The following is a 26,284-nucleotide window of genomic DNA, read 5'->3' as shown; positions in this document are numbered from 1 at the left end:
GAAAATGGACCTATGAAATTGGTCATTAATGGCTCTTACAACAGACCATTAGCCTGCCTAGGATGAAGGTATTCGCCAAGGAAATTTTCCCTGTACCTGCCACTTTGACGCGTTAAGGAATGAACATGAGTCAGATCGACATCCGCCAGGTCACCGCCGACGATCACGCTGCCTGGCTGCCGTTGTGGCAAGCCTATTTGCACTTCTACAACACCGAACTGCCCGATACCGTGACCCAAAGCACCTGGCAACGCCTGCTCGACCCGAACGAACCTACCCACGGGGCGCTGGCCTGGGCCGATGGTAAAGCGGTGGGCATGGTGCATTTCATCTATCACCGCTCGAACTGGAGCATCGAAAACTCCTGCTACCTGCAAGACTTGCTGGTGACGCCCGAAACCCGCGGCACCGGTGTCGGTCGGCAACTGATTGAATTCGTCTACACCACGGCCAAGGCCGACGGGTGCTGCGAGGTCCATTGGCTGACCCATGAAACCAACGCCACCGCGATCCAGCTCTATGAGCGCATCGCCGAACGGCCTGGTTTCATCCAGTTTTGCAAAGCCCTTTAAGGTTCAAGGAGAGCAGCATGTCGACTTCACTCGCGGACTGGAAAGGTGTTCCGCCACCCTCGGTTCAACTGATCGAAGGGCGTTTCATCCGCCTGGAAAAACTTGACCCGGCGCGTCACGCCGACGGCTTGTGGAAAGCCCTCGAAGGCCCGGGCTCAGATCCGAAACTCTGGGACTATTTGCCCTATGGTCCTTTCCCGGAGCGCAGCGCGTTCAACGTTTGGCTGAACAACCACGCGGCCAACAGTGACCCGTATTTCTTCACGGTGATCGACCGCGCCAGCGGCGACGTGCAAGGCATCCTCAGCCTGATGTCGATTGTCCCTTCCCAGGGCCGCATCGAAATCGGCCATGTGACCTTCGGCGCGCCGATGCAACGTTCACCAAAAAGTACCGAGGCGGTTTACCTGCTGGCCAGGGAATCCTTTGCCTTGGGTTATCGGCGCCTGGAATGGAAGTGCAACAACGGCAATGCCCGTTCCAAGTATGCGGCGGAGCGGTTGGGGTTCAGTTTTGAAGGGGTGTTCCGTCAGCACATGGTGGTCAAGGGTCAGAACCGTGACACGGCGTGGTATTCGATTCTGGATTCGGAATGGCCGGCGATTGGCGCAGGGTTCGAGCGGTGGCTGTCCGATGAGAACCAGACGGAATCGGGGCAGGTGAAAACTCTGGTTGAGTGCCGCCAGTAATCTTCGGCGCCCGGACGGACGCTATCGCGAGCAGGCTCGCTCCCACATCGGATCGTTGTCGAGCACAATATACGTGTTCACTGAAGATCTATTGTGGGAGCGAGCCTGCTCGCGATTGGTGTCACGCCAGTTTCTGGGCGAGCACCGCAATATGCTCCGGCCCGATCCCGCAGCACCCGCCCAAATGGCTGGCCCCGCGCTTGCGCCAGTCGGCTGCCCACTGCAGATAACCCGGCGGGTCGAGATCCTCGCGCAACGGGTCCAGGCCGTCATTGGCCGTGGCCTCTTTCGGCTGCGGCGGGAAGGCATTGGCGTACGCGCCGATGTGAATCTTCACCCCTAAGCGTTCGAAGGTTTCCCGCGCCGCATCAATCGCCGCGCCGATCACCTCTGGCTGGCTGCAGTTGAACAGCAAGGTCTCGACACCCAACTCAGCCGCCACCACGGCGGCCTCAGCCACGGGTTCACCGGAACGCAATCGCGGCACTTCGTCGGTGTCTTCATCCTTCAAGGTAAACGACAACCAGAACGGCTTGCCGTCCTTCGGCAGACCCGCATGGATCGCCCGCGCCTCGATGATCGAACTCTGGGTTTCGGCCAGCCACAAGTCGACATGAGGCGCCAGTCCATTGACCAGGGGCGCCAGCAGTTCAGTTACGCGAGCAGCGTCGAACAGGTCCGGACGATAGGAGCCGAACAAGGGTGGCAATGAACCGGCCACACGCACCGGTTTACCCGCCGCATCGACCGCACGACGGGCCAGTTCACCGGCCAACGCTGCAAGCGCCTGCCCCTCAGCGGCAAAACGCTCTTCGCCAATATGGAACGGCACCACTGCGTAACTGTTGCTGGTGATCACGTTGGCACCGCTTTCAATATAAGCCGCGTGCACCGCCTCTACGGCTTGCGGCGCCTCGCTCAGGGCCAGTGCCGACCACTCGGGCTGCTTGAACGGCGCCCCTCGGCGTTGCAGCTCCCGACCCATGCCGCCATCCAGAATTACCGTGCTGCCTGCGCCCATATGCTTTTCACTCATAAGCTTATGAAAATAACTCACTATCGGAGTCGTTCTTATAACTATTTAATACGCACCATCAGGTTAATAACAACCTCTTTTTTCAGGGATCAACTGTGAAATTTCAACCGCTGCTGGCCCTGGGCCTGACGATTCTAGCTGCCTCCACCCAAGCCTTGGCGGGTGTCACCCTGGATCGCATCGAGCAAAAGAAAGAATTGGTGGGTGTGTTGATGGAAAGCTATCCGCCCTTCTCGTTTCTCAACGACAAAAACCAGCTCGACGGTTTCGACGTCGACGTGGCCAAGGCCGTGGCGGACAAGCTGGGGGTCAAGCTGCGCCTTGAAACGCCGTCCTGGGATGTGATCGCCGCCGGTCGCTGGAGCGGGCGTTATGACATCTGCATCTGCTCCATGACCCCGAGTAAGGCTCGCGCCGAAGTCTTCGATTTTCCGGTCGAGTACTACGCCTCCCCTGCCGTGATCGTGGTCAATGCCAAAGACGACAGCATCCACAGCGCCAAGGACCTGAGCGGCAAAAAAGTCGGCCTCACCAGCGCCTCCAGCTATGAAAGCTACCTGAACAAAAACCTGGTGATCGAAGGCGCTGAAGATACCCAATTGCAGTACCCCTTCGAGAACGTGCAAATCGCCCCGTATGACACCGACAACGTGGCATTCCAGGATTTGGGCCTGGGCGCCGGCGTGCGTCTGGACGCTATTCTCACCAACCTGGTGACCGCGCAACCGCGCCTGAACGAAGACAAACGCTTCAAGCTCGCCGGTGAGCCGTTATACTCGGAGCCAAACTCGGTGGCCATCGAAAAGGGCGACGCCCAGTGGGACGCCAAAGTACGTGATGTGTTTGCCCAGTTGAAACAGGACGGCACCTTGAGCAAGCTATCGCAAAAATGGATCGGCGCCGACATCAGTAAATGACTTCTTTCCCCAAACCACCTCAGCCACCGCAACCGGTGGCTGAGTCGTTGTTGCAACGGATTTTCGGTTTCCGCACGCGGTTGTACCTGACCTGGGCGGCGATGTTCGGCTTGTTCGCGAGTTTCTTCCTGAGCTTCGACCTGAAGTTCTCGATCATTCTCGACAAACTGCCAAACCTGATCGGCTTGCACCTGGCGCCCAACGGCTTTCTGCAAGGCGCGGCGCTGACGTTGTTCTTGTGCCTGTGCTCGATTGTGGCGTCGTCGCTGCTGGGCTTCATCACCGCCCTGGCCCGACTGTCGAAAAGTGCCGTAGCGTTCGGCATCGCAAGCTTCTATGCCTCGTTCTTTCGCGGCACACCGCTGCTGATCCAGATTCTGCTGATCTACCTCGGCCTGCCGCAACTCGGCGTCGTGCCGGGCGCCATCGCCGCCGGCATCATCGCTCTGTCGCTGAACTACGGCGCCTACCTGAGCGAAATCTTCCGCGCCGGCATCCTCGGCGTCCCCCACGGCCAACGCGAAGCGTCGCTGGCCCTGGGCATGCGCGAAACCGTGATCTTCTGGCGCGTCACCCTGCCCCAGGCCATGCGCACCATCATCCCGCCCACCACCAACCAGTTCATCTCCATGCTCAAGGACTCGTCACTGATCTCGGTGATGGGGGTTTGGGAAGTGATGTTCCTGGCGCAGTCGTATGGGCGCTCGAGCTATCGCTATATCGAAATGCTGACAACGGCGGCGATTATTTATTGGCTGATGTCGATTGGCTTGGAGCTGATTCAGGCGCGGATGGAGCGGCATTACGGGAAGGCGTATTTGAGCCGTAGCCAGGTTTAAAGCAAAAAGATCGCAGCCTTCGGCAGCTCCTACTTCGGGTCGACGTACACCCAAGGAGCTGCCGAAGGCTGCGATCTTTTGTTCTTTCACGTGCGGTAGATGCGCTTTGTTACGGCACGATAGCCCCCATGTCTTGATTCGCTGTAAGAAAAAGCGTCCAGCACGAATGGCTAAAAACAGCCACCCTCAAGCGGCCGGCAATTTTCGACACATCCTTCTGACAACCCCCGCAAGCCCGCCGGAAGCGACTGACATCGGCACCTATAGCCTCCCTTTTAGAGTTTGGCCTCCTGTCAAAAGAGGCCTTACTCGATGCCCGTTCAACAAAAATACCGACCACAACACCTTGTCCTGGCCATTGCACTTGCCGTTGGTTGTGCAGAGTTCTCCCTGGCCCAGCAACTGGAGCCTCAAGTCGATGCCGACGCAAAGCCCACCAAAACCCGAAAAAAAACCGCCAAACCTGTAGCCCCCACTGGCAGTGTGCTTGAAGAGGCCTCCAGCGATCTGGCATTCATGACGCCGCAGGCTTCCTATAGTGACACTCAAGTGGCGCTGACCCGCAACGACGTGCCGCTCGAGACGGTTGCCACCTCTGACAGCGGGCAGGCCCTGGCCCGCAGTGTGGACACCCCCAAAACCGTGATCGCCAACCCCGCCGTCAGCGCGCTGGTGGTCAGCGACAAGGCCAATGCCTCCGTCGCCATTGAACAATTGGCCGCCGGTAGCAACGCCAACCTCGCAAAAGCCACTTTAAGCAGTGTCAGCCCCGTCAGTGCCAGCATGCTCTCAGCCATGCGCCAGCTGACTAACGGCACGGGCACTTTCTCCGACAAAACTCCACGCCTTGCCGCTGACAGTGAGAGCCGCAGCCGCGTCTGGCTTCAGGCATTGGGCAATGGCGGCAAAGTCGAGAGTGATTTCGCCAGCACTCTGAAACATTCCACCCAAGGCCTCGTTCTGGGCGCCGACTGGCGGCTCGACGAGCAATGGCAAGTCGGGGTGATAGGCGGAAAATCACAGACGAAACTCGATGCCCGGCAATTCGACGGCGATCTCGACAGTTGGCACCTGGGGGCTTATGCGATGCGCCAGGACGGCCCATTGGCGCTGCGTCTCGGTGCCACCTACGCCAGCCATGAAGGCAGCAGCAAACGTCGGGTCGCATTCAAAGGATTCAACGACCGCCTCAAAGGCAGCTATGACGCCAACACCCAGCAGGCCTTCGCCGAAGCGGGCTTCAATCTGGGCCGCAACAAGGTGATGGTCGAGCCATTCGCCAGCGTCGGTTATCAACGCTACCAGCGCAACAACCACACCGAAAAAGGTGGGGATGCTGCGCTGAAAGTCTATGGGCAAACCCAGGACAACTTCAGCAGCACCTTCGGCCTGCGCGCGGCAAAGCTGAACACATTGGACAACGGCATGCGACTGACACCGCGATTCAGCGCCGGCTGGAAACACATCTACGGCGAGCTCGACAGCGAAACGCGCCAACAGCTGGTCAAGGGCGGGAAACGTTTCGACATCGCCGGGGCAGCGTTTGATCGCGACAGCCTGTCGCTTGATGCCGGGCTCGACCTGGGGCTCTCGGCCAACCACACGCTGGGTGTGGGCGTCACTGGGGAGATTGGCACTGACAGCCGCAGTCATGGCGTGATGGGACAATGGCGGATAGCGTTCTGATGAACTCGCCTCCCCCTCACTGATTCAGCACAGCACCTTGTGGGAGCGGGCTTGCTCGCGAATGCGGAGTGTCAGTCAATATGGATGCTGAACGTCACACCGTTTTCGCGAGCAAGCCCGCATTGGATCTGCGGAGCCTCACCAAAGTGGCCGGGCGAAAAAAAAGGGGAGCACATGCCCCCCCGAGGTTTAAAGCGGTATATCGAGGCTGTTAACTCAGCCTTCGATCTCGATCAGGATCTCGCCCGGGTTCACCCGGTCGCCCTTGACCACGTGAATAGCGGTGACTTTGCCGGCGATGGCCGATTGGACTTCGGTTTCCATCTTCATCGCTTCGGTGATCAGCACGGCTTGGCCGGCTTTCACGGTGTCGCCTTCCTTGACCAGCACATCGACGATGTTGCCTGGCATGGTGGTGCTGACGTGGCCCGGTGCAGTGGCTTGCTTGCGCTTGCTGCTGCCGCCGCTGACGAATTCGTTGAGCGGTTCGAACACCACTTCTTCCGGCATGCCGTCGATGGACAGGTAGAAGTGGCGCTTGCCTTCCGCTTTGACGCCCACACCGGTGATGTCGACGCGGTAGGTTTCACCGTGAACGTCGATGACGAACTCGGTCGGCACGCCTTCGCCACCCGCCGAAGTCACGCCGCCGGCTTCCGGAATCGGCAGCAGCACTTCTGGGGCCAGGGTGCCGGCAGCACGTTCTTCGAGGAACTTGCGGCCGATGTCCGGGAACATGGCGTAGGTCAGCACGTCTTCTTCAGACTTGGCCACGGCGCCGATTTCGGCACGCAGCTTGGTCATTTCCGGTTTGAGCAGATCGGCTGGACGGACGTCGATCACCTCTTCGCTGCCAATGGCCTGGCGACGCAGCTTTTCATTCACCGTACCCGGCGCCTTGCCGTAGCCGCCTTGCAGGTAGAGCTTCACCTCGTTGGTGATGGTCTTGTAGCGCTCGCCAGCCAGCACGTTGAAGAACGCCTGGGTGCCGACGATTTGCGAGGTCGGGGTCACCAGCGGCGGGAAGCCGAGGTCTTCACGAACGCGAGGGATCTCCGCCAGCACTTCGCTCATGCGGTTCAGGGCGCCCTGCTCTTTCAACTGGTTGGCCAGGTTGGAAATCATCCCGCCCGGCACCTGGTTGACTTGAACGCGAGTGTCGACGGCAGTGAATTCGCTTTCGAACTGGTGGTACTTCTTGCGCACGGCGTAGAAGTACAGGCCGATCTCTTGCAGCAGCTCCAGGTTCAAACCCGTGTCGAACTCGCTGCCTTTAAGGGCGGCGACCATCGATTCGGTGCCCGGGTGGCTGGTGCCCCAGGCGAAGCTGGAGATCGCGGTGTCGATATGGTCGGCGCCGTTTTCGATGGCCTTGAGTTGGCACATTGCAGCCAGGCCAGCGGTGTCATGGGAATGGATGAACACCGGCAGCGATTGCTCGGCTTTCAGCGCCTTGACCAGCTCGCCAGTGGCGTATGGGGTCAGCAGGCCAGCCATGTCCTTGATCGCCACCGAGTCGCAACCCATGGCTTCCATTTGCTTGGCTTGCGCCACGAAAGCCTCGATGGTGTGTACCGGGCTGGTGGTGTAAGCGATGGTGCCTTGGGCGTGTTTACCGGCAGCTTTCACCGCTTCGATGGCCACCCGCAGGTTACGCACGTCGTTCATCGCATCGAAAATGCGGAACACGTCGATGCCGTTGACCGCAGCCTTGGCGACGAAGGCTTTGACCACGTCGTCGCTGTAGTGGCGGTAGCCCAGCAGGTTCTGGCCACGCAGGAGCATTTGCAGACGCGTGTTAGGCAAAGCCGCGCGCAGTTGGCGCAGACGCTCCCACGGGTCTTCTTTCAGGAAGCGTACGCAGGCGTCGAAGGTCGCGCCGCCCCAGCATTCCAGCGACCAGTAGCCGACTTTGTCGAGCTTGTCGCAGATCGGCAGCATGTCTTCGGTGCGCATGCGGGTGGCGAGCAGCGATTGGTGGGCGTCGCGCAGGATTGTGTCGGTAACGTGGATTTGCTTGCTCATTGTTCTTTTCCTCACAGGCCTGCGTGGGCGGCGATGGCGGCGGCGATGGCCAGGGCCAGCTCTTCGGGTTTGCGCTTGATCGAGTAGTTGGTCAGTTCAGGGTGGCTTTCAACGAAGCTGGTGTTGAACTGGCCGCTACGAAATTCCGGATTACGCAGGATTTCCTGGTAGTACGCGGCGGTGGTCTTGACCCCTTGCAGACGCATGTCGTCCAGAGCTCGCAAGCCACGGTCCATCGCCTCTTCCCAGGTCAGCGCCCAGACCACCAGTTTCAGACACATCGAGTCGTAGAACGGTGGAATGGTGTAGCCGGTATAGATCGCCGTATCGGTGCGCACACCAGGACCGCCGGGTGCGTAGTAACGGGTGATCTTGCCGAAGCTCGGCAGGAAGTTGTTTTTCGGGTCCTCGGCGTTGATCCGGAATTGCAGCGCGAAACCGCGGTGCTGGATGTCTTCCTGTTTCACCGAGAGCGGCAGGCCGGAGGCGATGCGGATCTGCTCGCGCACGATGTCGATGCCGGTGATTTCTTCGGTGATGGTGTGTTCCACCTGCACCCGGGTGTTCATCTCCATGAAGTACACCTCGCCCTCGGCGAGCAGGAACTCCACGGTGCCGGCGTTCTCGTAACCCACGGCCTTGGCCGCACGCACCGACAGGTCGCCGATGTAGGCGCGCTGCTCCGGGGTCAGTTGCGGGCTCGGAGCAATCTCGATCAGCTTCTGGTTGCGACGCTGGATCGAGCAATCACGCTCGAACAGGTGCACCACGTTGCCAAAGCTGTCACCGAGGATCTGCGCTTCGATGTGTTTCGGATTGACGATGCATTTTTCCAGAAACACTTCCGCCGAACCGAAAGCCTTGGTGGCTTCGGAAATCACTCGCGGAAAGGCTTGTTCGAGTTCTTCGCGGCTGTTGCAACGACGAATACCGCGGCCGCCGCCACCGGACGTGGCCTTGAGCATCACCGGGTAACCGATGCGGTCGCCTTCGCTCAGGGCTTCTTCGATGCCCGACACGTTGCCTTCGGTGCCTGGGGTGACCGGTACGCCAGCCTTGATCATGCTGCGGCGCGCTTCGGTCTTGTCGCCCATGCGGCGAATCACTTCAGCCGATGGACCAATGAATTTGATCCCGCGTTCAGCACAGATGTCCGCCAGCTCGGCATTTTCCGAAAGGAAGCCGTAGCCGGGGTGCAACGCATCGCAACCGGTTTCCACGGCCAGGTTCACCAGCTTGCGCGGGTTCAGGTAACCAGCCAGCGGCTCGGCACCGATGCTGTGGGCCTCGTCCGCACGCTTCACATGCAAGGCATGGCGATCGGCGTCGGAATAGATCGCGACCGAGCGGATGCCCATCTCGGCGCAAGCCCGCACGATTCGTACGGCAATCTCACCACGGTTGGCGATCAGGATTTTTTTTATCACTTGGAGGTTCCCTTGAGCCGGTGGTACCCACGACCTGTCAAACCAGGTCGACGCGTGACCAAATGTTTCAATTCAGTCGCAGCTCCACACTAGCGCTCGCAAGGGATTAACAAAAATGAATAATAATTGGGTCACGCATAAGCAAAGACTTATAGTTGAGGCATCAGCCTTCGCTCAGGATTTATAGAAAATGCGTAAGTCATTGATGCGTATGACATTGCGTCAATTGCAAATCTTCAATGAGGTGTGCGACCTAAGGTCCTACAGCCGCGCAGCTGATGAAATGTCTCTCACACAACCTGCCGTGAGCCTACAGATTCGTCAACTCGAAGAGCTGATTGGTCAGCCCTTGTTCGATTACGTCGGCAAAAAACTCTACATGACCGAGGCGGCCGAAGCACTGCAGCGCGCCAGCCGGGATATTTTCGGGCGCCTGGAAAACCTCGATATGCAGCTGTCGGACATGCAAGGCTCATTGCAGGGCCAACTGAAACTGGCGGTGGAATCCAGTGCCAAGTATTTCGTACCGCACCTGTTTGCCGCCTTCAAGCGCCAGCACCCGGAGGTGAATCTGCAACTGACGGTGGTCAACCGTGGGCAAGTGATCCGGCGTCTCTCCGACAACCGCGACGACCTGGTGATCATGTCCATGGTGCCGCAGGACATGGGGCTGGAGTTCTTGCCATTTCTCAACAACCCGATTGTCGCCGTAGCACCGCCGGATCATCCGCTGTGCCACATGGGCCCACTGCGCTTGCAGGATCTGGAGCCCTACACGCTGCTATTACGCGAATCCGGCTCCGGTACGCGATTGGCCTGCGAAGAGTATTTCAAAGAAAAGCGCGTGCACTTCAACCAGACCCAGGAGGTCTCATCGGCCGAAGCCCAGCGTGAATGTGTGCTCGCGGGTCTGGGCTTGGCGCTGTTGACGCGCCATGCCCTGAACCTTGAGTTGGCAACGGGCGGACTGATCGAGTTGCCGGTTGAAGAGCTGCCGCTGTTCCGTAGCTGGTGCCTGGTGCAGGCCAAAGCCAAACGGCTGTCACCCGTGGCGCACGCATTCCTTGCGTTTATCCGCAGCGAGCGTATGCAAATCAGCGCCCTGGTTGAGCGTTTCGACGGGAAGTTGCGGGAGCTGCCTGCCAGTAATTGAGTTCCAGACCGTCAGGAAATTCGCCGATTTCGGCCAGAAGCTGGCGGCGTTCGCAGCGATCTTCGATCGCGCGACGAAATTCCATGCGGCGCTGGTCTTCTTGCTGACGACGGGTTTTGACAGCGCTGTTGCGTTCTTCGTAGGGCTGGGCCATTTCGAGTCTCCCAAGGCGAGTACGGGAGTTTCAAGATAGGCGCGAGGGATGACGGTTTGGCGGCGGGAGGGTTACAGAGGTGTGAACATTGGCAGATGACAGGGGTGTTTTTGAGGGCGCCTTCCGGGCAAGCCCGCTCCCACAGGGGCCGGTGGTGTTCGCTCATTCTGTGCAACACAGCCGATCCTTGTGGGAGCGGGCTTGCCCGCGAAAAGGTCGGAACGACCTTCCGACTATTTCACGCCAAACGACGAATCAATCGTCGAGGGCTTTTACTGACTTGGGCGACAGTCGCAAGCTGCGAAGGCTGCGCTTGACGCTTTTCAGGTGATTGACCAGGCTCGGACCGCGGGCCATGGCGACGCCCATCGCCAGCACATCGATCACCACCAGGTGGGCGATGCGCGACGTCAGCGGCGTGTAGATTTCGGTGTCTTCGTGCACATCGATCGCCAGGTTGACGGTCGACAACTCGGCCAACGGTGTCTGGCTCGGGCACAGGGTGATCAGCGAGGCACCGCTTTCGCGCACCAGGTTGGCCGTGATCAACAGATCTTTGGAACGCCCCGACTGAGAAATACAGATCGCCACGTCGGTTGGCTTCAGGGTGACCGCCGACATCGCCTGCATGTGCGGGTCGGAATACGCCGCCGCGGTCAGCAGCAAACGGAAGAACTTGTGCTGGGCATCCGCCGCTACCGCACCGGAGGCGCCGAAGCCGTAGAACTCGACACGCTGGGCCTGGGACATCGCCGTCACGGCTTTTTGCAATGCCACCGGATCGAGTTTCTCGCGAACCTCCATCAGCGTATGCAGGGTGGTGTCGAAGATTTTCAGGCTGTAATCGGCAACCGAATCGTCTTCATGGATCGCGAACTGCCCGAAACTCGCGCCGGCCGCCAGGCTCTGCGCCAGTTTCAGTTTCAAATCCTGAAACCCGGAGCAACCGATGGCGCGGCAAAACCGCACGATGGTCGGCTCGCTGATGCCCACGCTGTGGGCCAGGTCGGCCATGGAACTGTGCATCACCGCCGCAGGGTCAAGCAGCACGTGGTCGGCGACCTTGAGCTCCGACTTGCGTAACAGGTGGCGTGACTGGGCGATGTGTTGCAGCAGATTCAAAGGGGCGGACTCTTTGTTATTGGCAGGTGCCGGGGATGTAGCACGCTTGTAGTTATACTACATGAATTGGCTTTTTGCCTGCTCAATGCGTAACTCGATGTCCCCATTTCACGCGACATGCACTCTATGTAGCACTTACAAGGGTTTCGCGTCCGCACGCAACAGCTCAGCCAGGTCAGCAGCCTCAACCGGGCGGCTGATCCAATAGCCCTGCACCTCATCGCAACGCTCGGCCCTCAGAAATTCCAGCTGCTCCGGTCGCTCGACGCCTTCAGCCACCACTTTCAGCGACAAACCATGGGCCATGGCAATAATCGCCCGGGTGATCGCCGCATCTTCACTGCTCTCCCCCAGACCACGGATAAACGCCTGATCGATCTTCACGTAGTCCACAGGAATGCGCTTGAGGTAGCTCAGCGACGAATACCCGGTACCAAAATCGTCGATTGCCAGCTTCACCCCAAGGTCACGCAACTGCTGGAAGGTCGCAATGATGTGCTCGACGCTGTCCAGCAACTGGCTTTCGGTGAGTTCCAGTTCCAGGTAATGCGGCGCCAGACCTGTTTCCTCCAGCACCTGGCGCACCAGACTGACCAGTTTTCCCTGACGCAGCTGATGCACCGACAGGTTGACCGACACCCGAATCGGCTCCAGCCCCTGACGCTGCCACTCGCACGCTTGCCAACAGGCTTGACGCAAAACGAACTCACCGATGGCGCCGATCAGCCCGGTTTCCTCGGCCAGACCGATGAAATCCCCCGGTGGCACCTGGCCCAGGGTCGGGTGATTCCAGCGTACCAACGCCTCGGCGGCATTCAGCCGGCCGGTGGCGAGGCAGAGTTTGGGTTGATAAAACACCTTAAGCTGCTTTTCTTCGATGGCTTTGCGCAGCTGGTTCTCGAGCTGCAAACGCTCGAGCGTGCTGGCTTGCAAGCTATCGGTATAGAACTGGAAATTATTGCCGCCCAAGTGTTTGGCATGCTGCATGGCCATGTTCGACTGACTGACCAGCGCGGAAATCTCCCGTGCGGTGTCCGGCAACAGGCTGATGCCCATCGACACGCTCACCACCAATTCATGACCTTCGACGGTGATTGGCAATCGCAGCTTGGTCGACAAACGGGTCGCCACCCGTGCCAGGCTCGACAGGCTGCCGTAGGCATCGAACAGCACTGCAAATTCATCGCCGGACAATCGGGCAATGGTGTCTGCTTCTGGCAGCGCATTGACCAACCGTCGGGCCATTTTCTGTAACAACTCATCGGCAATTTCATGGCCGAGGCTATCGTTGAGCAGCTTGAAACGGTCAAGATTGATGTGCAGTAACGCCAGACTGCGACGACCGCCCTGGCGCCCCCGTTGATGAGCCTCGTGCAGCCGTTCGCGGAATAACGAACGGTTGGCCAGCCCCGTGAGTTCATCGTAATGGGCGAGGTAGCGCATACGTTCTTCTGACTCACGCCGAGCGGACAGATCGGCGAAGAAACCGACGATATGACTCACATTTCCCCGCGTATCGCGCACGGCATTCAGTTGCAGCCATTGCGGATACAATTCGCCATTCTTGCGGGTTTCGACCAGCTCGCCCTGCCAGCTGCCCTGCTGTTCCAGCGCCTGACGAATTGCCGCGTAATGCCTCCGGGCGTCGCGACTGCACGGCAACTCGACCACGTTTCGCCCGAGCATGTCTTCAATGTCGTAACCCGTCACCCGACTGAAGGCCTGATTGACGGCAATCAACGCGTAATTCGGGTCCAAAATCACAATGCCTTCGCTGGCGGCCTCGAACACCGTCGCCGCCAGTTGGCGCTGTTCTTCCAGGCCCTTGCTGGCGCTGATATCGCGGCGGGTGCCGACCATGCGGATCACTCGGCCGTTTTCGCTTCGCTCGACCGCTCGACCCCGGTCCTCGATCCAGACCCAATGGCCATCGCCATGTCGCACCCGGTACTCGATCTGATAATCCTCGGTGCGGCCCTTCAAATGCTCGACCAGCGCCCGCCTCAGCGATGGCAAGTCGTCGGGGTGCAGCCTCGGTTTGAGGTGGCGGAGCATCGCCGTCACGTATTCCGGTTCCAGCCCGAACAACTCCTGGAGCTGGGTGTGATGGACTTCGTCAGTCTGCAGGTTCCAGTCCCACAACCCGAGTTCGCTCGCCTTCAACGCTAGCGCCAGCCGTGCCTCGCTCTTGCTCAAGGCCTGGTTGGCCGCGTCCAGCTCCAGGCTGCGTTGGGCGACTCGGTTTTCGAGGTCGACCTGGGTTTCGCGCAATTCGTCTTCGGCACGGCGGCGCTGGTCGATTTCCTTGGCCAGCTCGTGGTTGAGCTGGTCGCTGCGACTTTGGGCCTGCTGCAAGTGCTCGATCAGTGCCTGATTTTGAAAGCGTCGCAGCAACCCCTGATCGATCAGGCGATTGACCTGCCAGGCGACCACGCTCAATGAGCCCAGCAAAATCAGCCCGAACCAGCCCCAGCCCTGCTCCTGTTCATCGCCGCCCCAGAACAGATAGCCGATGGCCGGCAACAGACAGGGCAAGGTAAAGGACAGAAAAGCCGGCAGGCTGACGGCATAAGCGACACTGGCCGAGAGGGCTGCGGCGCCGATCAGGCCGAACACCCAGGCCTGCTGCATGAAATTATCAACGGGCACCAACGCGATGCCGGCACCGGCCAGGGTCAGGCCGGTCATGGCCGAACCGAGCAGGAACATACGACGCCAGATCGGATGGGCCTGACGGTTGGGAATCGCCGAATCGAAGGCCGCGACCTGAATCACTCGCAATGCCACCAGCGACAACAACCAGATCAGCCAGACGCTGACCACGAAGTAACGCTGCGGGCTCCAGAGCAACCCGGCACACACCAGACCGTTGATCAGCATGAACAGCGTCGGCAATAGCGAGCCCTGGTACAGCAGACGCGTGCGTTCGACCGCCATCTCCATGGCGTATTGTTTGCGGATAACCCGGGGCTCCACAGAGGGGCCCGACAGGTCGGAGCTGAGGGTCATAGGCAATGTTCTTGTTCTTATAGTGAGCATGTGAGCTCGAGTTGTGAACGGAGCATACACAAGCAAATGCCCGGACCAAACTGGTCCAGGTCATAAATATAGACAAAAATATCGGCCGCCCACGCCTGCAGCCAGTGACCGACCGGTCGTCATCGGTGCTTCTTTCATCGGCTAATGCAAAGCTCGGTTTGCCCGGTGTGACGGCGCACCCTAGAATGCCCCGATGCGCGATGATCTCTCCCTTCTGCTGAACTCCCTCAACGATGCCCAACGCCAGGCCGTAGCTGCCTCCGTGGGTCGTCAGTTGGTCCTGGCCGGTGCTGGCTCCGGTAAAACCCGAGTGCTGGTGCACCGTATCGCCTGGTTAATCCAGGTCGAGAACGCCTCGCCCCACTCCATTCTGTCGGTGACCTTCACCAACAAGGCCGCTGCCGAGATGCGTCATCGCATCGAGCAGCTGATGGGTATCAACCCGGCCGGCATGTGGGTCGGCACCTTCCACGGCCTGGCGCACCGCTTGCTGCGGGCGCACTGGCAGGAAGCTGGGCTGAGCCAGACCTTCCAGATTCTCGACAGCGACGACCAGCAACGGCTGGTCAAGCGGGTGATCCGCGAACTGGGCCTGGACGAGCAACGCTGGCCGGCCCGTCAGGCCCAGTGGTTCATCAACGGGCAGAAAGACGAAGGTCTGCGTCCGCAACATATTCAAGCCAGCGGCGATCTGTTCCTGGCGACCATGCGCAGCATTTATGAAGCCTACGAGGCCGCGTGCCTGCGCGCCGGCGTCATCGACTTCTCCGAACTGCTGCTACGCGCCCTCGATCTGTGGCGCGACCACCCGGGCCTGCTCGCCCATTATCAGAAGCGCTTCCGGCACATTCTGGTGGACGAGTTCCAGGACACCAACGCCGTGCAGTACGCCTGGTTGCGCCTGCTGGCCAAGGGTGGCGACAGCCTGATGGTGGTCGGCGACGACGATCAGTCGATCTATGGCTGGCGTGGCGCGAAAATCGAGAACATTTATCAGTATTCCGACGACTTCCCGGATGCCCAGATCATTCGTCTGGAGCAAAACTACCGCTCCACAGCCGGGATCCTCAAGGCCGCCAACGCCCTGATCGCCAACAACACCGGGCGCATGGGCAAAGAGTTGTGGACCGATGGCGGCGAAGGCGAAGCAATCAATCTGTACGCCGCCTTCAACGAGCACGACGAAGCACGCTACGTGGTTGAAACCATTGAAAGTGCGCTGAAAACCGGCTTGGCTCGTAGCGATATCGCGATTTTGTACCGCTCCAACGCCCAATCGCGCGTTTTGGAAGAAGCCTTGCTGCGCGAGCGCATTCCGTACCGCATCTATGGCGGTCAGCGCTTCTTCGAACGGGCAGAAATCAAGAACGCCATGGCGTACCTGCGATTGCTGGAAGGCCGTGGCAACGATGCGGCCCTGGAGCGGGTGATCAACGTTCCGGCCCGTGGCATCGGCGAGAAAACCGTCGAAGCCATCCGCGATCATGCGCGCCACAGCGAGGTGTCGATGTGGGAAGGCATGCGTCAGCTGGTGGCCAATAAAGGCCTGACTGGCCGCGCTGCCGGTGCTCTTGGGGCGTTTATGGAGCTGATCGAGAACCTTGCCGCCAAGTGCCTGGAAATGCCGCTGCACCTGATGACCCAGACCGTCATCGAACAGTCGGGACTGATCGCCTACCACCAGGCGGAAAAAGGCGAGAAAGGCCAGGCCCGGGTAGAAAACCTTGAGGAACTGGTCAGCGCCGCGCGTAACTTCGAAAACCCGGAAGAGGATGAAGAGCAGTCGCCATTGGCGGCGTTCCTCGGTCACGCCTCGCTGGAGGCCGGAGATACCCAGGCCGACGAACACGAAGACAGCATTCAGTTGATGACCCTGCACAGCGCCAAGGGCCTGGAATTCCCTTACGTGTTCCTGGTGGGCATGGAAGAAGGCCTGTTTCCGCACAAGATGAGCCTGGAAGAGCCCGGCCGTCTTGAAGAGGAACGCCGCCTGGCCTACGTCGGTATCACCCGGGCGATGCAGAACCTGGTGCTGACCTATGCTGAAACCAGACGCCTGTATGGCAGCGAGACCTATAACAAGGTGTCGCGTTTCGTACGTGAAGTTCCGAAAGGCCTGATCCAGGAAGTGCGGCTGTCCAACAGCGTCAGCCGTCCGTTCGGTGGCGGCCAGCAGCAGAGTTCCAGCAGCCTGTTCGGCGGCAGCGAGATCCCGGAGACCGGGTTCAGCCTTGGCCAGACGGTGCGGCACTCGGTGTTCGGCGACGGTGTGATCCTGAATTTCGAAGGCGCCGGCGCTCAGGCGCGGGTGCAGGTGAACTTCAGCGAAGGCAGCAAGTGGTTGATGCTGGGTTACGCCAAGCTGGAAGCCGTTTAAAGGCGACCGTCAGGGCGCATTTCTGTGGGAGCGAGCCTGCTCGCGATGAACGATGACGCGGTGTTTCTGTTGTTCCGCGGTGCGACTATCGCGAGCAGGCTCGCTCCCACAGTTTGATCGCGTAGTGGCGCCGGTCGCTTTTCCTACAGAACTCATCCACTCGTCCTACAGACCAAAGTTAACAGGCCTTATTGCGCTGACTGAACCTGAACACAACCTGTCAGGCAAAAGCCCGAAACACTCTGCCGCTAGCCAGTAACACTTCAGCTGTGCAACATGGCGCGCGTGCCATCCACAAATGGGAATTCCCTTTATGAAACGTTTTCTTAGCATCGCCATGGCGTTGTGCATCGGCCTGACGATGAGCCTGGACGCCAACGCCAAGCGCTTTGGTGGCGGCAAGAGCTCCGGCGCTGCGCCGACTCACCAGACCAGCCAAATGGCTCCTTCTTCTCCTGGCGTGGGCGGTGCAGCCGCCACTGCCGGTGCGGCCGGTGCTGCTGGCGCTGCCGCCAAAGCCGGCGGTGCTTCGCGCTGGCTCGGCCCTCTGGCCGGTATCGCAGCCGGTGGCCTGCTGGCCTCCATGTTCATGGGCGGCGGCTTCCAGGGCATGCAGATCTTCGACATCCTGATCATGGCGGTCATCGCCTTCCTGGTCTTCCGCTTTATCGCCGCTCGTCGTCGCAAGCAGCAGGAGCACCTGGCTCCGGCCGGCGCGCCGATGCAACGTGAAGTGTTCGAGCAGAAACCAGCCATGGGTTCGATCTTCGGCGGTTCGGCTGCACCTGCTGCCGCGCGCCCTGTGATCAATGCGCCAGCCTGGTTCAACGAAGAGCGCTTCGTCGAAGCCGCCCGCAACCACTTCCAGTCCCTGCAGCAGCACTGGGACGCCAACGAAATGGACAAGATCGCCGAGTTCGTGACCCCGCAACTGCTGGAGTTCCTCAAGCGTGAACGCGCCGATCTGGGCGACGGTTTCCAGTCGACTTACATCGATAACCTTCAGGTACAGCTGGACGGCGTTGATGACCGTGCGGACAAGACCATCGCCACCCTGACCTTCAGCGGCGTGTCGAAAACCTCGCGTTTCGACCAGGGCGAAGTGTTCAGCGAAAGCTGGAACATGGAACGTCCACAGGGCGAAAACCAGCCTTGGCTGGTGGCCGGTATCCGCCAGAACGGCTGATCACTTCCCGCGTTTCAACTGTTGTAATAAAACCCCGGCCTCGGCCGGGGTTTTCTATTTCGCGGTTGCATCTATAGCGAGCTACTGTATAAACCGCCCCAACCAAACCGCGCCATCAAGCAAGAGGATCCCGGACGTGGAAGAAATCATCGAACAACTGCGTGAAGCCAACGAACCGGTACCGGTCCCCTTGGAGTTGCCAGACGAAGATCAGATTGTGGAAATCGAAGAGCAACTGTTCATCGACATCCCGTTTGTCTTCAGAGAGTTCCTGCTGACCGTCAGCGACGTGGTCTACGGCAGCCTGGAGCCGGTGACCGTCACCGACCCGCAATCCCACACCTACCTGCCGGACGTTGCCGCCAACGCCTGGGATGCTGGCGTCGATCGCAGCATGATTCCGATCTGCCAGGACGGTGACAATTACTACCTGGTCGAAGAAGATGGCACCGTGGTGCTGTGGTTGGCCGAAGAAGAGCTGATCGCCGAAGAAACCTGGGAATCGGTGTGGCACTGGGCGCGGGACGTCTGGCTGGAAAGCTGATCCGCCCTGATGCCCCACGTGGTCAATGCCCGGACGAATCGTTATGGTTGTCCAGCGTTTCCAGCAAGGCCACCTGCATCCGCGTATGCACACGGATGAACCAACGCCAGAGCAGTGCCACCACGGCGGCCGCGACTACGACGATCAGCACCAGCAACTTGTTGGTCGGCAGAATACTGGCCGACAAGGCTGCCAGCAGCAGGAAAATCACCAATAGCGAGAGGATCGGGATCACTTCGGCGATCACCCGACGCACTCGCTGAGTGTGGCGGCCGGCCATCTCGGGCTTCACCCCCATCTCTGCCAGCAGCATCGACAGCGCCTTGAGTTTGCGATAGGCGGCGATCAGGAACGGCAATGACAGCAGCAACGCCCCACCCCAGATCAACGCCTTCTGCCAGCTCGGGTCGCTGATCCAGCCCTGCAGGTAAACGGACATGCGCTCGGCGAAGAAGGCGCCCGATAAAAAGATCGCAACCACCAGCGCCAGATTGACCCCTACCTGCAACAGAATCCGTCGAATCATCGATGCCAACAGCGCGCCCTCACCTTGAGGCTGGATGCTGCGCAGCCATTCGCCATACATCCCCAGCACACGGCCCAGACGCTGCGGCATCACCACGGCAAGCTTGAGCGACAGCGGATCGGCTGCGCGTATCAGATACGGCGTCAGCAGCGTGGTGATCACCGAGACGGCCACAGCTACCGGATAGAGAAAGTTGCTGGTGACCTGCAGCGTCATGCCCAACGCCGCGATGATGAAAGAAAATTCGCCAATCTGGGAAAGCCCCATCCCCACGCGCAGTGAGGTGCGTCCGTCATTGCCGGCGATAAACGCGCCAAGACCGCAGGACAGCATCTTGCCCAACACCACGGCCACAGTGATTACCGCAATCGGCCAGGCGTATTGCAGCAGGATCATTGGGTCGAGCGTCAGGCCGATGGCGACGAAGAAGATGGCACTGAACAGGTCGCGAACCGGCTCGATCAACTGCTCGATTTTCAGCAGTTGCCGCGATTCGGCCATGATCGCGCCGATCAGGAACGCGCCGAGGACCATGCTGTATTCAAGTTTGACCACCAGCAGGCAGAAGCCGAAACACAGGCCCAGCACGGTGATCAACAACATCTCGTTGCTTTCGAATTTTGCCACATAGGCCAGTAGTCGCGGCACCAGCAGAATACCGATGACCAGTGCGACAATCATGAACAGTGAAAGCTTGCCGACCGTGGAAAACACTTCGCCGGAACTGACTGTGCCGCTGACCGCGATGCTCGACAGCAAGGCGATGATGCCGATGCCAAGGATGTCTTCGACGATCAGTACGCCGAAGATCAGCTGTGCAAAACGCTCGTTCTTCATCTTCAGATCGTTGAGCGCCTTGACGATGATGGTGGTCGAGGAAATCGCCAGGATCGCGCCGAGGAACAGCGAGTCCATGGTATTCCAGTCGAACCAGCGGCCGATTTCGTAGCCGATCCAGATCATCAGGACGATTTCCAGAAAGGCCGCGATAAACGCCGTGGCGCCGACCTTGAACAGCTTTCGCAGGCTGAACTCCAGCCCCAGGCAGAACATCAGGAAAATCACCCCGAGCTCGGCGAGGGTCTTGATGGTTTCTTCGTCGTGGATCAGGCCGAAGGGCGGCGTGTGCGGGCCGATGATGAAACCGGCGACGATATAACCGAGCACCACCGGTTGTTTGAGACGATGAAAGAGCACGGTCACCACACCCGCGATCAACATGATCACTGCCAGATCCTGAATGAAACTGATGGCATGCACGGTGTGTGGCTCCTTGGGGTGGGCTTTTGAAGGGTAACACCGCGACTTCCGGCGGGAAGACGGTGCAATATATGGAAACAGATCGATTCGGGCGTGACGGCGGCGGCCCGCCCGGCGTCCCGATAACGTTGGTTTGAAAAACACCGACCAGGCACCCGCAGAGGTGTAACCCCGAAACCCTGCCTTGAACCCGTGAGTACGTTATGGAACCCGGAAACGCCCAGCTGTCGATGACGGTATTGATGACCCCCGACATGGCCAACTTCTCTGGCAATGTCCACGGCGGCACCTTGCTCAAATACCTCGATGAAGTGGCCTACGCCTGCGCCAGCCGGTATGCCGGCCGCTACGTGGTGACCCTGTCGGTGGATCAGGTGATCTTCCGCGAACCGATTCATGTCGGCGAACTGGTGACCTTTCTGGCCTCGGTCAACTACACCGGCAATACCTCGATGGAGGTCGGCATCAAGGTCGTGACCGAGAACATCCGCGAGCGCTCGGTGCGCCACACCAACAGCTGCTTCTTCACCATGGTCGCGGTGGATGACCAGCGCAAACCGGCCGCCGTCCCGCCGCTGCAACCGCAGCACAGCGAAGACAAGCGTCGGTACATGCAGGCCCAGCAGCGGCGGCAGATTCGTCAGGAACTGGAAAAGCGCTATCAGGAAATCAAGGGCGACGCCTGAGCTATTCCGTCAGTTTGATGGTGTTCATGAGATCGTCTTCGCGAGCAAGCCCGCTCCCACTCTGGTTCTCTGTCGTACACAAAATATGTGTGCACTGAAGATTTATTGTGGGAGCGGGCTTGCTCGCGAATAGGGCCAACGTGGATCAGAGGCTGATCGCAGTCGCCTCGAACCGCACCCGGGGATGGGCGATCCGGTCCTGCGCCCGCACCAGTTCCAGCTCATAGCTGGCGCAAGCCTGGGTTTCCAGCAGCACTTCATGCACCGCCGCTGCGGTGAATTCAAAGGCACTCACCAGACTGTCACCCAGCAGCACGCGCGCCAGGAACAGCCCGGAAGTCAGATCCCCAACGCCCACCGGCTGACGCGGAAACGCCAGCAGCGGCCGACGCAAGTGCCAGCTGCCTTCAGCGGTCACCAGTAACATCTCGAAGCCATCCGCCAGTTTGCCGGGATAGTCGAGATGCTTGACCAGCACCGCCTTCGGACCGCGCGCCAATAGCGCCCGCGCCATGGCCAGGCAATCGAACAACGACTGCGCCTTGCGCCCCGAGAAGCTGTTCAGCTCCAGCTGGTTCGGGCACATGAAGTCGGCCATCGCCGCCGCCTCTTCCAGCAGAAAATCGCTGACTTCGGCTGGAACGCTGCACCCCTTCTCTGGATGGCCCATCACCGGATCGCAGAGGTATAAGGCTTTGGGATTGATCGATTTGATTCGCTCCACCCCCACCAGAATCGCCCGGCCCTGGGCCGCGCTGCCGAGGTAGCCGGACAACACGGCGTCGCAGTTGCCCAATTCGCCAATCGCCGCAATCCCTTCCACCAGTTCCGGAATCTGATGCGGGGACAACACTTCCCCGGCCCACTGGCCATATTGCGTGTGGTTGGAGAACTGCACGGTATTGAGCGGCCAGACGTTCACCCCGACCCGCTGCATCGGGAAAACCGCGGCGCTGTTGCCAGCGTGGCCGAACACCACGTGGGACTGGATGGCGAGCAGATGGGGCGTACGTTTCATGCGGTGAGTTTTCCGTAAACCGATTGAAATTCGAGCCGCGCAGTATGCGACTAAACGCAGCCTGTACGACAGACCAGAGACGCAGTTAAGCTGGCACTATATTGTTGGAGCACCCTGTTGATGCTGACCCTCGGAAATATCTTCGTGCTGATGCTGCTCGCCTCCGGTGGCGCGTGGTTGTGGCACAACCACGGCTTGCGCGAACGTGCGCTGGAGCGGGTTCAGCAGCATTGCGCCAAGCTACGGATCGAGTTGCTGGACGGCAACGTAGCCTTGAAAAAGATCGCATTCATTAAAGATGCCAACGGCCGTCGGCGCCTGGCCCGTGTGTATGACTTTGAGTTCACCGTGACCGGCGAAACCCGCCACACCGGCACCATCACCCAGTTCGGCGCCCATAGCGCACAGATCGAGCTCGCGCCCTACCCGATGCCGTTCGACGATACACCGCCAGTGGTCGATATCGCGAAGCCCAGCGCCGAGGTGATTGAGTTGAGCCAGTGGCGGCAAGAACACACCAAGTGGCGGCCTTGAAGTAGTTGTCGTCAGCTAAATCCATTCGCGAGCAAGCCCGCTCCCACATTTGATCTGTTGTGCTGCACAACTTGCGTGCCTCCCAAGCCCCCTGTGGGGCTTGCTCGTGAAGAGGCCTGCACAGGCGGTGCAAAAAACCAGCTAGTTCGCTTGAACCCTGCATCCCGCCAGACCTTCCTGCAGCACTTCAACAGCCTGCGGCTCACTGAAAATCAGCTCGATACGCGAATCCCGACGCCATTCGCTGGGTTGCCAATCCAGTAACGAGTTATCCAATGCGTTGGCCGATATCCACCCCTCGACACTGTGGATAACCAGCTTCGCCCGCCGCCACTCAAGGCGCTCAAGCCACTTCCCGATTAGTACGGCATCGAATGTCTGACCCGGATGCCAGCGCCAGCCGATGCTCCAGCCGCCCTCTTGCGCCTGACTCAAGCAAATCGGCAACGTGGGGTCGGTCCAGATGGCCGGCATCTGCGACAATCCCTTGGGCACGATGAAGTTATCCAAACCTGCCACAGCCTGAGCCTTGAGGCCCGGTAACTCGCTCAACGGCAAGACAGCTTGCTGCGTCCAATACAAAGGACGCGTCGGCAACTGTGCGGCGATTCGCTGGCGATCACTGTCGTCGAGGCTTTCTGCCTTGTTCAGCAACAGCAACCCGGCACTGTCCAGCGCGTGCTGTTGCGCCGCAGGCAGCGGTTTTCCGGCCGCGAGCGCCTGGGCATCCAGCACCAGCACACAGGGTTGCACCGCCAGGACGCCTCGCCATGGAGCCTCACTTAATTGCTTGAGCAACTGCGCCGGATGCCCCAGCCCGGAAGGCTCAATGAACAGTCGATCCGGTCGTGCCTTGCGCAGCAACCGTCCGAGGCCGATCTGAAACGGCGCACCATTGACGCAACACAAACAGCCCCCGGCCACTTCCCCCAGTGCGATACCATCGGCGTCCTGAGTCAACAGCGCAGCATCCAGGCCGATCTGGCCGAACTCGTTGATCAGCACCGCCCAGCGCTCACCGGCCGGCCGTTGCGCCAGCAGGTGCTTGATCAGGCTGGTCTTGCCGGCACCCAGCGGGCCGGCAATGACGTGGGTCGGAATGTTCTGCAACATGGTCGAGGTTTTCTGAGGAGGTAAAGGATGCGGTTGATGGGATGGTCGTTGCTTCTGGCGCTCACATCGGGCGAAGCGCTGGCCCAGGCCTGCGTGGTGCACAGTACGGCTGAGCGGCTCGACGTGAAGGTTTGCCAGCAAAACCGTAACATCCCGGAAAAACTGTTCGCCGACGGATTCTGCAAGCCGAACCTTCCCGGACAGAAAGTCGAGGTGCAGTACGTCGACCAATGCCCCACTGGCGCATTCGGGGTGTGCAACAACGCTCAAGTCGCCAATATGCCTTACCGGCAGGATATTCACTATTACGGCGTGGCTACCGACGCGGCGTATTTGAAACCGTTTTGCGAAGCCCAGAGCCAGGGAACCTGGCTCAAACCTTGAGCAGCTAGCTCAACCAGTCGAGGGTCAGGATCAAACGGCGCTCGCCCGGTGCCGGCTGCGGTGAGCGGTGGATCAGAGCGAAGCCTTCGTTGCCGTGCCACTTCTCTCCTTTGAGCAGCGCCACTTCGCCACTGGCGATCTGCTGGATCAGCGAGTCGTCCTGCGGTTCGGCGTCCGGTTTGCCTAATTGCCGGCGATCCATCGCCCCTTCCTTCAGCCACTGGCTGCCAATACCTGCGTAGGTGGTGATCAACCGCACCGGCACATGATCGACGTGGAAACGCGGGCACATGGCTTTGTCCAGAACCCGCAGGCGCAGGCCGATGCGCTGGGCGCCCAATAGGCAGGCGAAAGCGCTGACCAGCCAGGAAACGTCGGCGATGAAGCCTTCGTAGCCTTCCAGATCGCTGAAGCCTGAGGCTAAACCGTGGAGATTGGGTTCGGCGTCCTCACTGGGCATTTCCAGGGAAAGCGACTCGGCCAGCGGTTCGTTCAGGGACAACAGCAAGCGACCGAAATCGGCAATGTGTGCCGGCAGTTGGCGTTGCCAGAGGGCGAGGTTTACGCCGTCATCCAGAATCCCGGTCAGCGCTTTGGGCGTATCACCTTGAACCTGACCAATGACCGATCGCCGCTTCAGACTGGGCGCCAACATCAGGCAGCCGCCTCTTCATACCAAGGGCCGAACGGATCAGGCAGCAACCGCCAGCCCTCGACACCCAAGGCCATTTCAGCATCCGTCAGCAGACAGTTATCGAGTTCGGCGGTGAGTTGCGCAAAGTCGATGTTCTGGCCGATAAACACCAGTTCCTGACGACAATCACCAGTGGCGGCCGTCCAGCTTTCCATGATCCCGGCGGTGCTTTCTTCGTCTTGCGGCCACTGATTTTTCGGCACGAAACGCCACCAGCGCCCGGCAAAGCCGTGGCGCATCAAGCCGCCGGCCTGGGACCAGCTGCCGGCATCCATGTGTTTGCTGGCCAGCCAGAAAAAGCCCTTGGAACGCAGCAGTTTGCCGTTCACCCACGGACGGTCAATGAAGCTGAAGAAGCGCTGCGGATGAAACGGTCGCCGCGCCCGATAAGCCGTGGAGGCGATACCGTATTCCTCGGTTTCCGGCACGTGTTCACCGCGCAATTCCTGTAACCATCCTGGCGCCTGAGCGGCCTTTTCGAAGTCGAAGCGGCCGGTGTTGAGGATTTTCCTGAGCGGCACTTCGCCCATGACCATCGGAATGATTTCCGCCTGGGCATTGAGCCGTTCAAGGATCGCGATCAACTCCTGGCGTTCGCTGCTGCTGATCAAATCGATCTTGCTGATCAGGATCACGTCGGCGAACTCGATTTGCTCGATCAACAGGTCGGTGATCGAGCGTTCGTCCTCCTCGCCCAGGGTTTCGCCACGGGAAGCGAGGCTTTCGGCGGCCTGATAGTCGAGCAGGAAGTTCATGCCGTCGACCACGGTGACCATGGTGTCGAGCCGCGCAATGTCGGCCAGGCTCTGCCCTGCTTCATCGCGAAACGTGAAGGTTTCCGCCACGGGAAGCGGCTCTGAGATGCCCGTGGATTCGATCAACAAGTAATCGAAACGACCGTCCTTGGCGAGTTTGCTGACCTCTTCGAGCAAATCTTCCCTCAAGGTGCAGCAAATGCAGCCGTTGCTCATTTCCACGAGTTTTTCTTCGGCACGGTTCAGGCTGACATCACGCTGAACTTCACTGCCATCGATATTGATCTCGCTCATGTCGTTGACGATCACCGCGACCCGCAAATTATCGCGATTACGTAGTACGTAATTAAGCAGTGTACTTTTTCCGGCGCCGAGAAAGCCCGACAGGACGGTCACGGGGAGACGATTGGGCATCAGGTATTCCTCACAGGGATGCCCGGTCGCAATGTCGGGCTTAATTTATGTTATAGTATAACAATGCAATCTAGCCACTCCCCTCTTGCTCACCAAGACAAAGGGCACGATGCTTTAACCCGTCCGCCCCTTGA

The 26,284-nt window shown here is 59.7% G+C and carries 23 protein-coding genes; 12 read left to right on the top strand and 11 right to left on the bottom strand.

Going from position 1 to position 26,284, the window contains the following annotated elements; translation table 11 throughout:
- Positions 1–125 precede the first annotated feature (125 nt).
- Complete coding sequence (locus tag AACY49_RS08450; protein ID WP_339522935.1) at positions 126–572, top strand: GNAT family N-acetyltransferase; 447 nt, start codon at positions 126–128, stop codon at positions 570–572.
- Positions 573–589: 17 nt separating this feature from the next.
- The gene (locus AACY49_RS08445) at positions 590–1,261 is read left to right on the top strand and encodes a GNAT family N-acetyltransferase (protein WP_339522933.1); all 672 of its coding nucleotides are present in this window, start codon (positions 590–592) and stop codon (positions 1,259–1,261) included.
- A 121-nt stretch (positions 1,262–1,382) separates the two neighbouring features.
- Here AACY49_RS08445 and AACY49_RS08440 read toward each other — a convergent pair whose 3' ends face one another.
- Positions 1,383–2,282, bottom strand: a complete 900-nt coding sequence (locus tag AACY49_RS08440) for a homocysteine S-methyltransferase family protein (protein ID WP_258698257.1) — start codon at positions 2,280–2,282, stop codon at positions 1,383–1,385.
- 110 nt (positions 2,283–2,392) lie between these two features.
- On the opposite strand from AACY49_RS08440, the gene AACY49_RS08435 reads away from it, so the two are divergent.
- From AACY49_RS08435 to AACY49_RS08425, 3 genes are all read left to right on the top strand, one after another.
- Positions 2,393–3,214 carry an ABC transporter substrate-binding protein gene (locus AACY49_RS08435; protein WP_258698258.1) on the top strand — a complete coding sequence of 274 codons (822 nt, stop codon included), beginning with the start codon at positions 2,393–2,395 and terminating at the stop codon, positions 3,212–3,214.
- Positions 3,211–4,053 carry an amino acid ABC transporter permease gene (locus AACY49_RS08430; RefSeq protein WP_258698259.1) on the top strand — a complete coding sequence of 281 codons (843 nt, stop codon included), beginning with the start codon at positions 3,211–3,213 and terminating at the stop codon, positions 4,051–4,053. Before AACY49_RS08435 ends, AACY49_RS08430 begins: the two co-directional genes overlap by 4 nt.
- A 312-nt stretch (positions 4,054–4,365) precedes the next feature.
- The gene (locus tag AACY49_RS08425) at positions 4,366–5,739 is read left to right on the top strand and encodes an autotransporter outer membrane beta-barrel domain-containing protein (protein ID WP_445262628.1); all 1,374 of its coding nucleotides are present in this window, start codon (positions 4,366–4,368) and stop codon (positions 5,737–5,739) included.
- Between the two features lie 216 nt (positions 5,740–5,955).
- On the opposite strand, the gene oadA is transcribed toward AACY49_RS08425, so the two are convergent.
- Positions 5,956–7,764, bottom strand: coding sequence for a sodium-extruding oxaloacetate decarboxylase subunit alpha (gene oadA, locus AACY49_RS08420; protein ID WP_258698260.1), 1,809 nt, complete (start codon positions 7,762–7,764; stop codon positions 5,956–5,958).
- An 11-nt stretch (positions 7,765–7,775) separates the two neighbouring features.
- The gene (locus tag AACY49_RS08415; protein WP_258698261.1) at positions 7,776–9,191 is read right to left on the bottom strand and encodes an acetyl-CoA carboxylase biotin carboxylase subunit; all 1,416 of its coding nucleotides are present in this window, start codon (positions 9,189–9,191) and stop codon (positions 7,776–7,778) included.
- A gap of 190 nt (positions 9,192–9,381) precedes the next feature.
- Between AACY49_RS08415 and AACY49_RS08410 the strand changes: the two genes are divergently transcribed.
- The gene (locus AACY49_RS08410; RefSeq protein ID WP_258698262.1) at positions 9,382–10,344 is read left to right on the top strand and encodes a LysR family transcriptional regulator; all 963 of its coding nucleotides are present in this window, start codon (positions 9,382–9,384) and stop codon (positions 10,342–10,344) included.
- Here the strand turns inward: AACY49_RS08410 and AACY49_RS08405 are convergent.
- From AACY49_RS08405 to AACY49_RS08395, 3 genes are all read right to left on the bottom strand, one after another.
- Positions 10,286–10,498: a PA3496 family putative envelope integrity protein gene (locus tag AACY49_RS08405; RefSeq protein WP_223489242.1), complete on the bottom strand. Its 213-nt coding sequence runs from the start codon at positions 10,496–10,498 to the stop codon at positions 10,286–10,288. The two genes, AACY49_RS08410 and AACY49_RS08405, sit on opposite strands and share 59 nt — an antisense overlap.
- 255 nt (positions 10,499–10,753) lie before the next feature.
- A complete protein-coding gene (gene hexR, locus AACY49_RS08400) occupies positions 10,754–11,620 on the bottom strand; it encodes a transcriptional regulator HexR (protein ID WP_003187110.1) in 867 nt (288 codons plus the stop codon).
- Between the two features lie 135 nt (positions 11,621–11,755).
- Complete coding sequence (locus tag AACY49_RS08395) at positions 11,756–14,629, bottom strand: EAL domain-containing protein (protein WP_339522928.1); 2,874 nt, start codon at positions 14,627–14,629, stop codon at positions 11,756–11,758.
- A 223-nt stretch (positions 14,630–14,852) separates the two neighbouring features.
- On the opposite strand from AACY49_RS08395, the gene uvrD reads away from it, so the two are divergent.
- From uvrD to AACY49_RS08380, 3 genes are all read left to right on the top strand, one after another.
- Complete coding sequence (gene uvrD / locus AACY49_RS08390; RefSeq protein WP_339522926.1) at positions 14,853–17,036, top strand: DNA helicase II; 2,184 nt, start codon at positions 14,853–14,855, stop codon at positions 17,034–17,036.
- Positions 17,037–17,349: 313 nt separating this feature from the next.
- A complete protein-coding gene (locus AACY49_RS08385) occupies positions 17,350–18,222 on the top strand; it encodes a Tim44 domain-containing protein (protein ID WP_339522924.1) in 873 nt (290 codons plus the stop codon).
- Between the two features lie 136 nt (positions 18,223–18,358).
- Positions 18,359–18,766: an SMI1/KNR4 family protein gene (locus AACY49_RS08380; RefSeq protein WP_008007803.1), complete on the top strand. Its 408-nt coding sequence runs from the start codon at positions 18,359–18,361 to the stop codon at positions 18,764–18,766.
- A gap of 22 nt (positions 18,767–18,788) precedes the next feature.
- On the opposite strand, the gene AACY49_RS08375 is transcribed toward AACY49_RS08380, so the two are convergent.
- Positions 18,789–20,552 (bottom strand): cation:proton antiporter, encoded by a 1,764-nt coding sequence (locus AACY49_RS08375; RefSeq protein ID WP_339522922.1) that lies wholly within the window; start codon positions 20,550–20,552, stop codon positions 18,789–18,791.
- Positions 20,553–20,755: 203 nt separating this feature from the next.
- Between AACY49_RS08375 and AACY49_RS08370 the strand changes: the two genes are divergently transcribed.
- Positions 20,756–21,238 carry an acyl-CoA thioesterase gene (locus tag AACY49_RS08370; protein WP_253417501.1) on the top strand — a complete coding sequence of 161 codons (483 nt, stop codon included), beginning with the start codon at positions 20,756–20,758 and terminating at the stop codon, positions 21,236–21,238.
- Between the two features lie 145 nt (positions 21,239–21,383).
- Here AACY49_RS08370 and pdxY read toward each other — a convergent pair whose 3' ends face one another.
- Positions 21,384–22,256, bottom strand: coding sequence for a pyridoxal kinase PdxY (gene pdxY / locus AACY49_RS08365; protein ID WP_258698267.1), 873 nt, complete (start codon positions 22,254–22,256; stop codon positions 21,384–21,386).
- Positions 22,257–22,376: 120 nt separating this feature from the next.
- Here pdxY and AACY49_RS08360 point away from each other — a divergent pair, with 120 nt between their 5' ends.
- The gene (locus AACY49_RS08360; RefSeq protein WP_258698268.1) at positions 22,377–22,790 is read left to right on the top strand and encodes a DUF3301 domain-containing protein; all 414 of its coding nucleotides are present in this window, start codon (positions 22,377–22,379) and stop codon (positions 22,788–22,790) included.
- Positions 22,791–22,931: 141 nt separating this feature from the next.
- Here AACY49_RS08360 and AACY49_RS08355 read toward each other — a convergent pair whose 3' ends face one another.
- A complete protein-coding gene (locus AACY49_RS08355; RefSeq protein WP_339522915.1) occupies positions 22,932–23,903 on the bottom strand; it encodes a CobW family GTP-binding protein in 972 nt (323 codons plus the stop codon).
- A 27-nt stretch (positions 23,904–23,930) separates the two neighbouring features.
- Between AACY49_RS08355 and AACY49_RS08350 the strand changes: the two genes are divergently transcribed.
- A complete protein-coding gene (locus tag AACY49_RS08350; protein WP_258698270.1) occupies positions 23,931–24,287 on the top strand; it encodes an NADH:ubiquinone oxidoreductase in 357 nt (118 codons plus the stop codon).
- A gap of 4 nt (positions 24,288–24,291) precedes the next feature.
- On the opposite strand, the gene AACY49_RS08345 is transcribed toward AACY49_RS08350, so the two are convergent.
- A complete protein-coding gene (locus AACY49_RS08345) occupies positions 24,292–24,942 on the bottom strand; it encodes a DUF1826 domain-containing protein (protein ID WP_339522913.1) in 651 nt (216 codons plus the stop codon).
- Positions 24,942–26,150 carry a zinc metallochaperone GTPase ZigA gene (gene zigA / locus AACY49_RS08340; protein WP_339522911.1) on the bottom strand — a complete coding sequence of 403 codons (1,209 nt, stop codon included), beginning with the start codon at positions 26,148–26,150 and terminating at the stop codon, positions 24,942–24,944. Before zigA ends, AACY49_RS08345 begins: the two co-directional genes overlap by 1 nt.
- Positions 26,151–26,284: the final 134 nt, after the last annotated feature.

The sequence above is a fragment of the Pseudomonas sp. EL_65y_Pfl2_R96 genome (assembly GCF_963970905.1).
Lineage (GTDB): Bacteria > Pseudomonadota > Gammaproteobacteria > Pseudomonadales > Pseudomonadaceae > Aquipseudomonas.
This window is presented reverse-complemented; position numbering and strand designations above follow the sequence as displayed.

What these genes read in the sequence shown, in the direction of transcription:
- AACY49_RS08450 (WP_339522935.1), top strand. Translation starts at nt 126, where the DNA reads ATGAGTCAGATCGACATCCGCCAGGTCACCGCCGACGATCACGCTGCC.
- AACY49_RS08445 (WP_339522933.1), top strand. Translation starts at nt 590, where the DNA reads ATGTCGACTTCACTCGCGGACTGGAAAGGTGTTCCGCCACCCTCGGTT.
- AACY49_RS08440 (WP_258698257.1), bottom strand. Translation starts at nt 2,282, where the DNA reads ATGGGCGCAGGCAGCACGGTAATTCTGGATGGCGGCATGGGTCGGGAG.
- AACY49_RS08430 (WP_258698259.1), top strand. Translation starts at nt 3,211, where the DNA reads ATGACTTCTTTCCCCAAACCACCTCAGCCACCGCAACCGGTGGCTGAG.
- AACY49_RS08425 (WP_445262628.1), top strand. Translation starts at nt 4,366, where the DNA reads ATGCCCGTTCAACAAAAATACCGACCACAACACCTTGTCCTGGCCATT.
- oadA (WP_258698260.1), bottom strand. Translation starts at nt 7,764, where the DNA reads ATGAGCAAGCAAATCCACGTTACCGACACAATCCTGCGCGACGCCCAC.
- AACY49_RS08410 (WP_258698262.1), top strand. Translation starts at nt 9,382, where the DNA reads ATGCGTAAGTCATTGATGCGTATGACATTGCGTCAATTGCAAATCTTC.
- AACY49_RS08405 (WP_223489242.1), bottom strand. Translation starts at nt 10,498, where the DNA reads ATGGCCCAGCCCTACGAAGAACGCAACAGCGCTGTCAAAACCCGTCGT.
- AACY49_RS08395 (WP_339522928.1), bottom strand. Translation starts at nt 14,629, where the DNA reads ATGACCCTCAGCTCCGACCTGTCGGGCCCCTCTGTGGAGCCCCGGGTT.
- uvrD (WP_339522926.1), top strand. Translation starts at nt 14,853, where the DNA reads ATGCGCGATGATCTCTCCCTTCTGCTGAACTCCCTCAACGATGCCCAA.
- AACY49_RS08385 (WP_339522924.1), top strand. Translation starts at nt 17,350, where the DNA reads ATGAAACGTTTTCTTAGCATCGCCATGGCGTTGTGCATCGGCCTGACG.
- AACY49_RS08370 (WP_253417501.1), top strand. Translation starts at nt 20,756, where the DNA reads ATGGAACCCGGAAACGCCCAGCTGTCGATGACGGTATTGATGACCCCC.
- pdxY (WP_258698267.1), bottom strand. Translation starts at nt 22,256, where the DNA reads ATGAAACGTACGCCCCATCTGCTCGCCATCCAGTCCCACGTGGTGTTC.
- AACY49_RS08360 (WP_258698268.1), top strand. Translation starts at nt 22,377, where the DNA reads ATGCTGACCCTCGGAAATATCTTCGTGCTGATGCTGCTCGCCTCCGGT.
- AACY49_RS08355 (WP_339522915.1), bottom strand. Translation starts at nt 23,903, where the DNA reads ATGTTGCAGAACATTCCGACCCACGTCATTGCCGGCCCGCTGGGTGCC.
- AACY49_RS08350 (WP_258698270.1), top strand. Translation starts at nt 23,931, where the DNA reads ATGCGGTTGATGGGATGGTCGTTGCTTCTGGCGCTCACATCGGGCGAA.
- AACY49_RS08345 (WP_339522913.1), bottom strand. Translation starts at nt 24,942, where the DNA reads ATGTTGGCGCCCAGTCTGAAGCGGCGATCGGTCATTGGTCAGGTTCAA.
- zigA (WP_339522911.1), bottom strand. Translation starts at nt 26,150, where the DNA reads ATGCCCAATCGTCTCCCCGTGACCGTCCTGTCGGGCTTTCTCGGCGCC.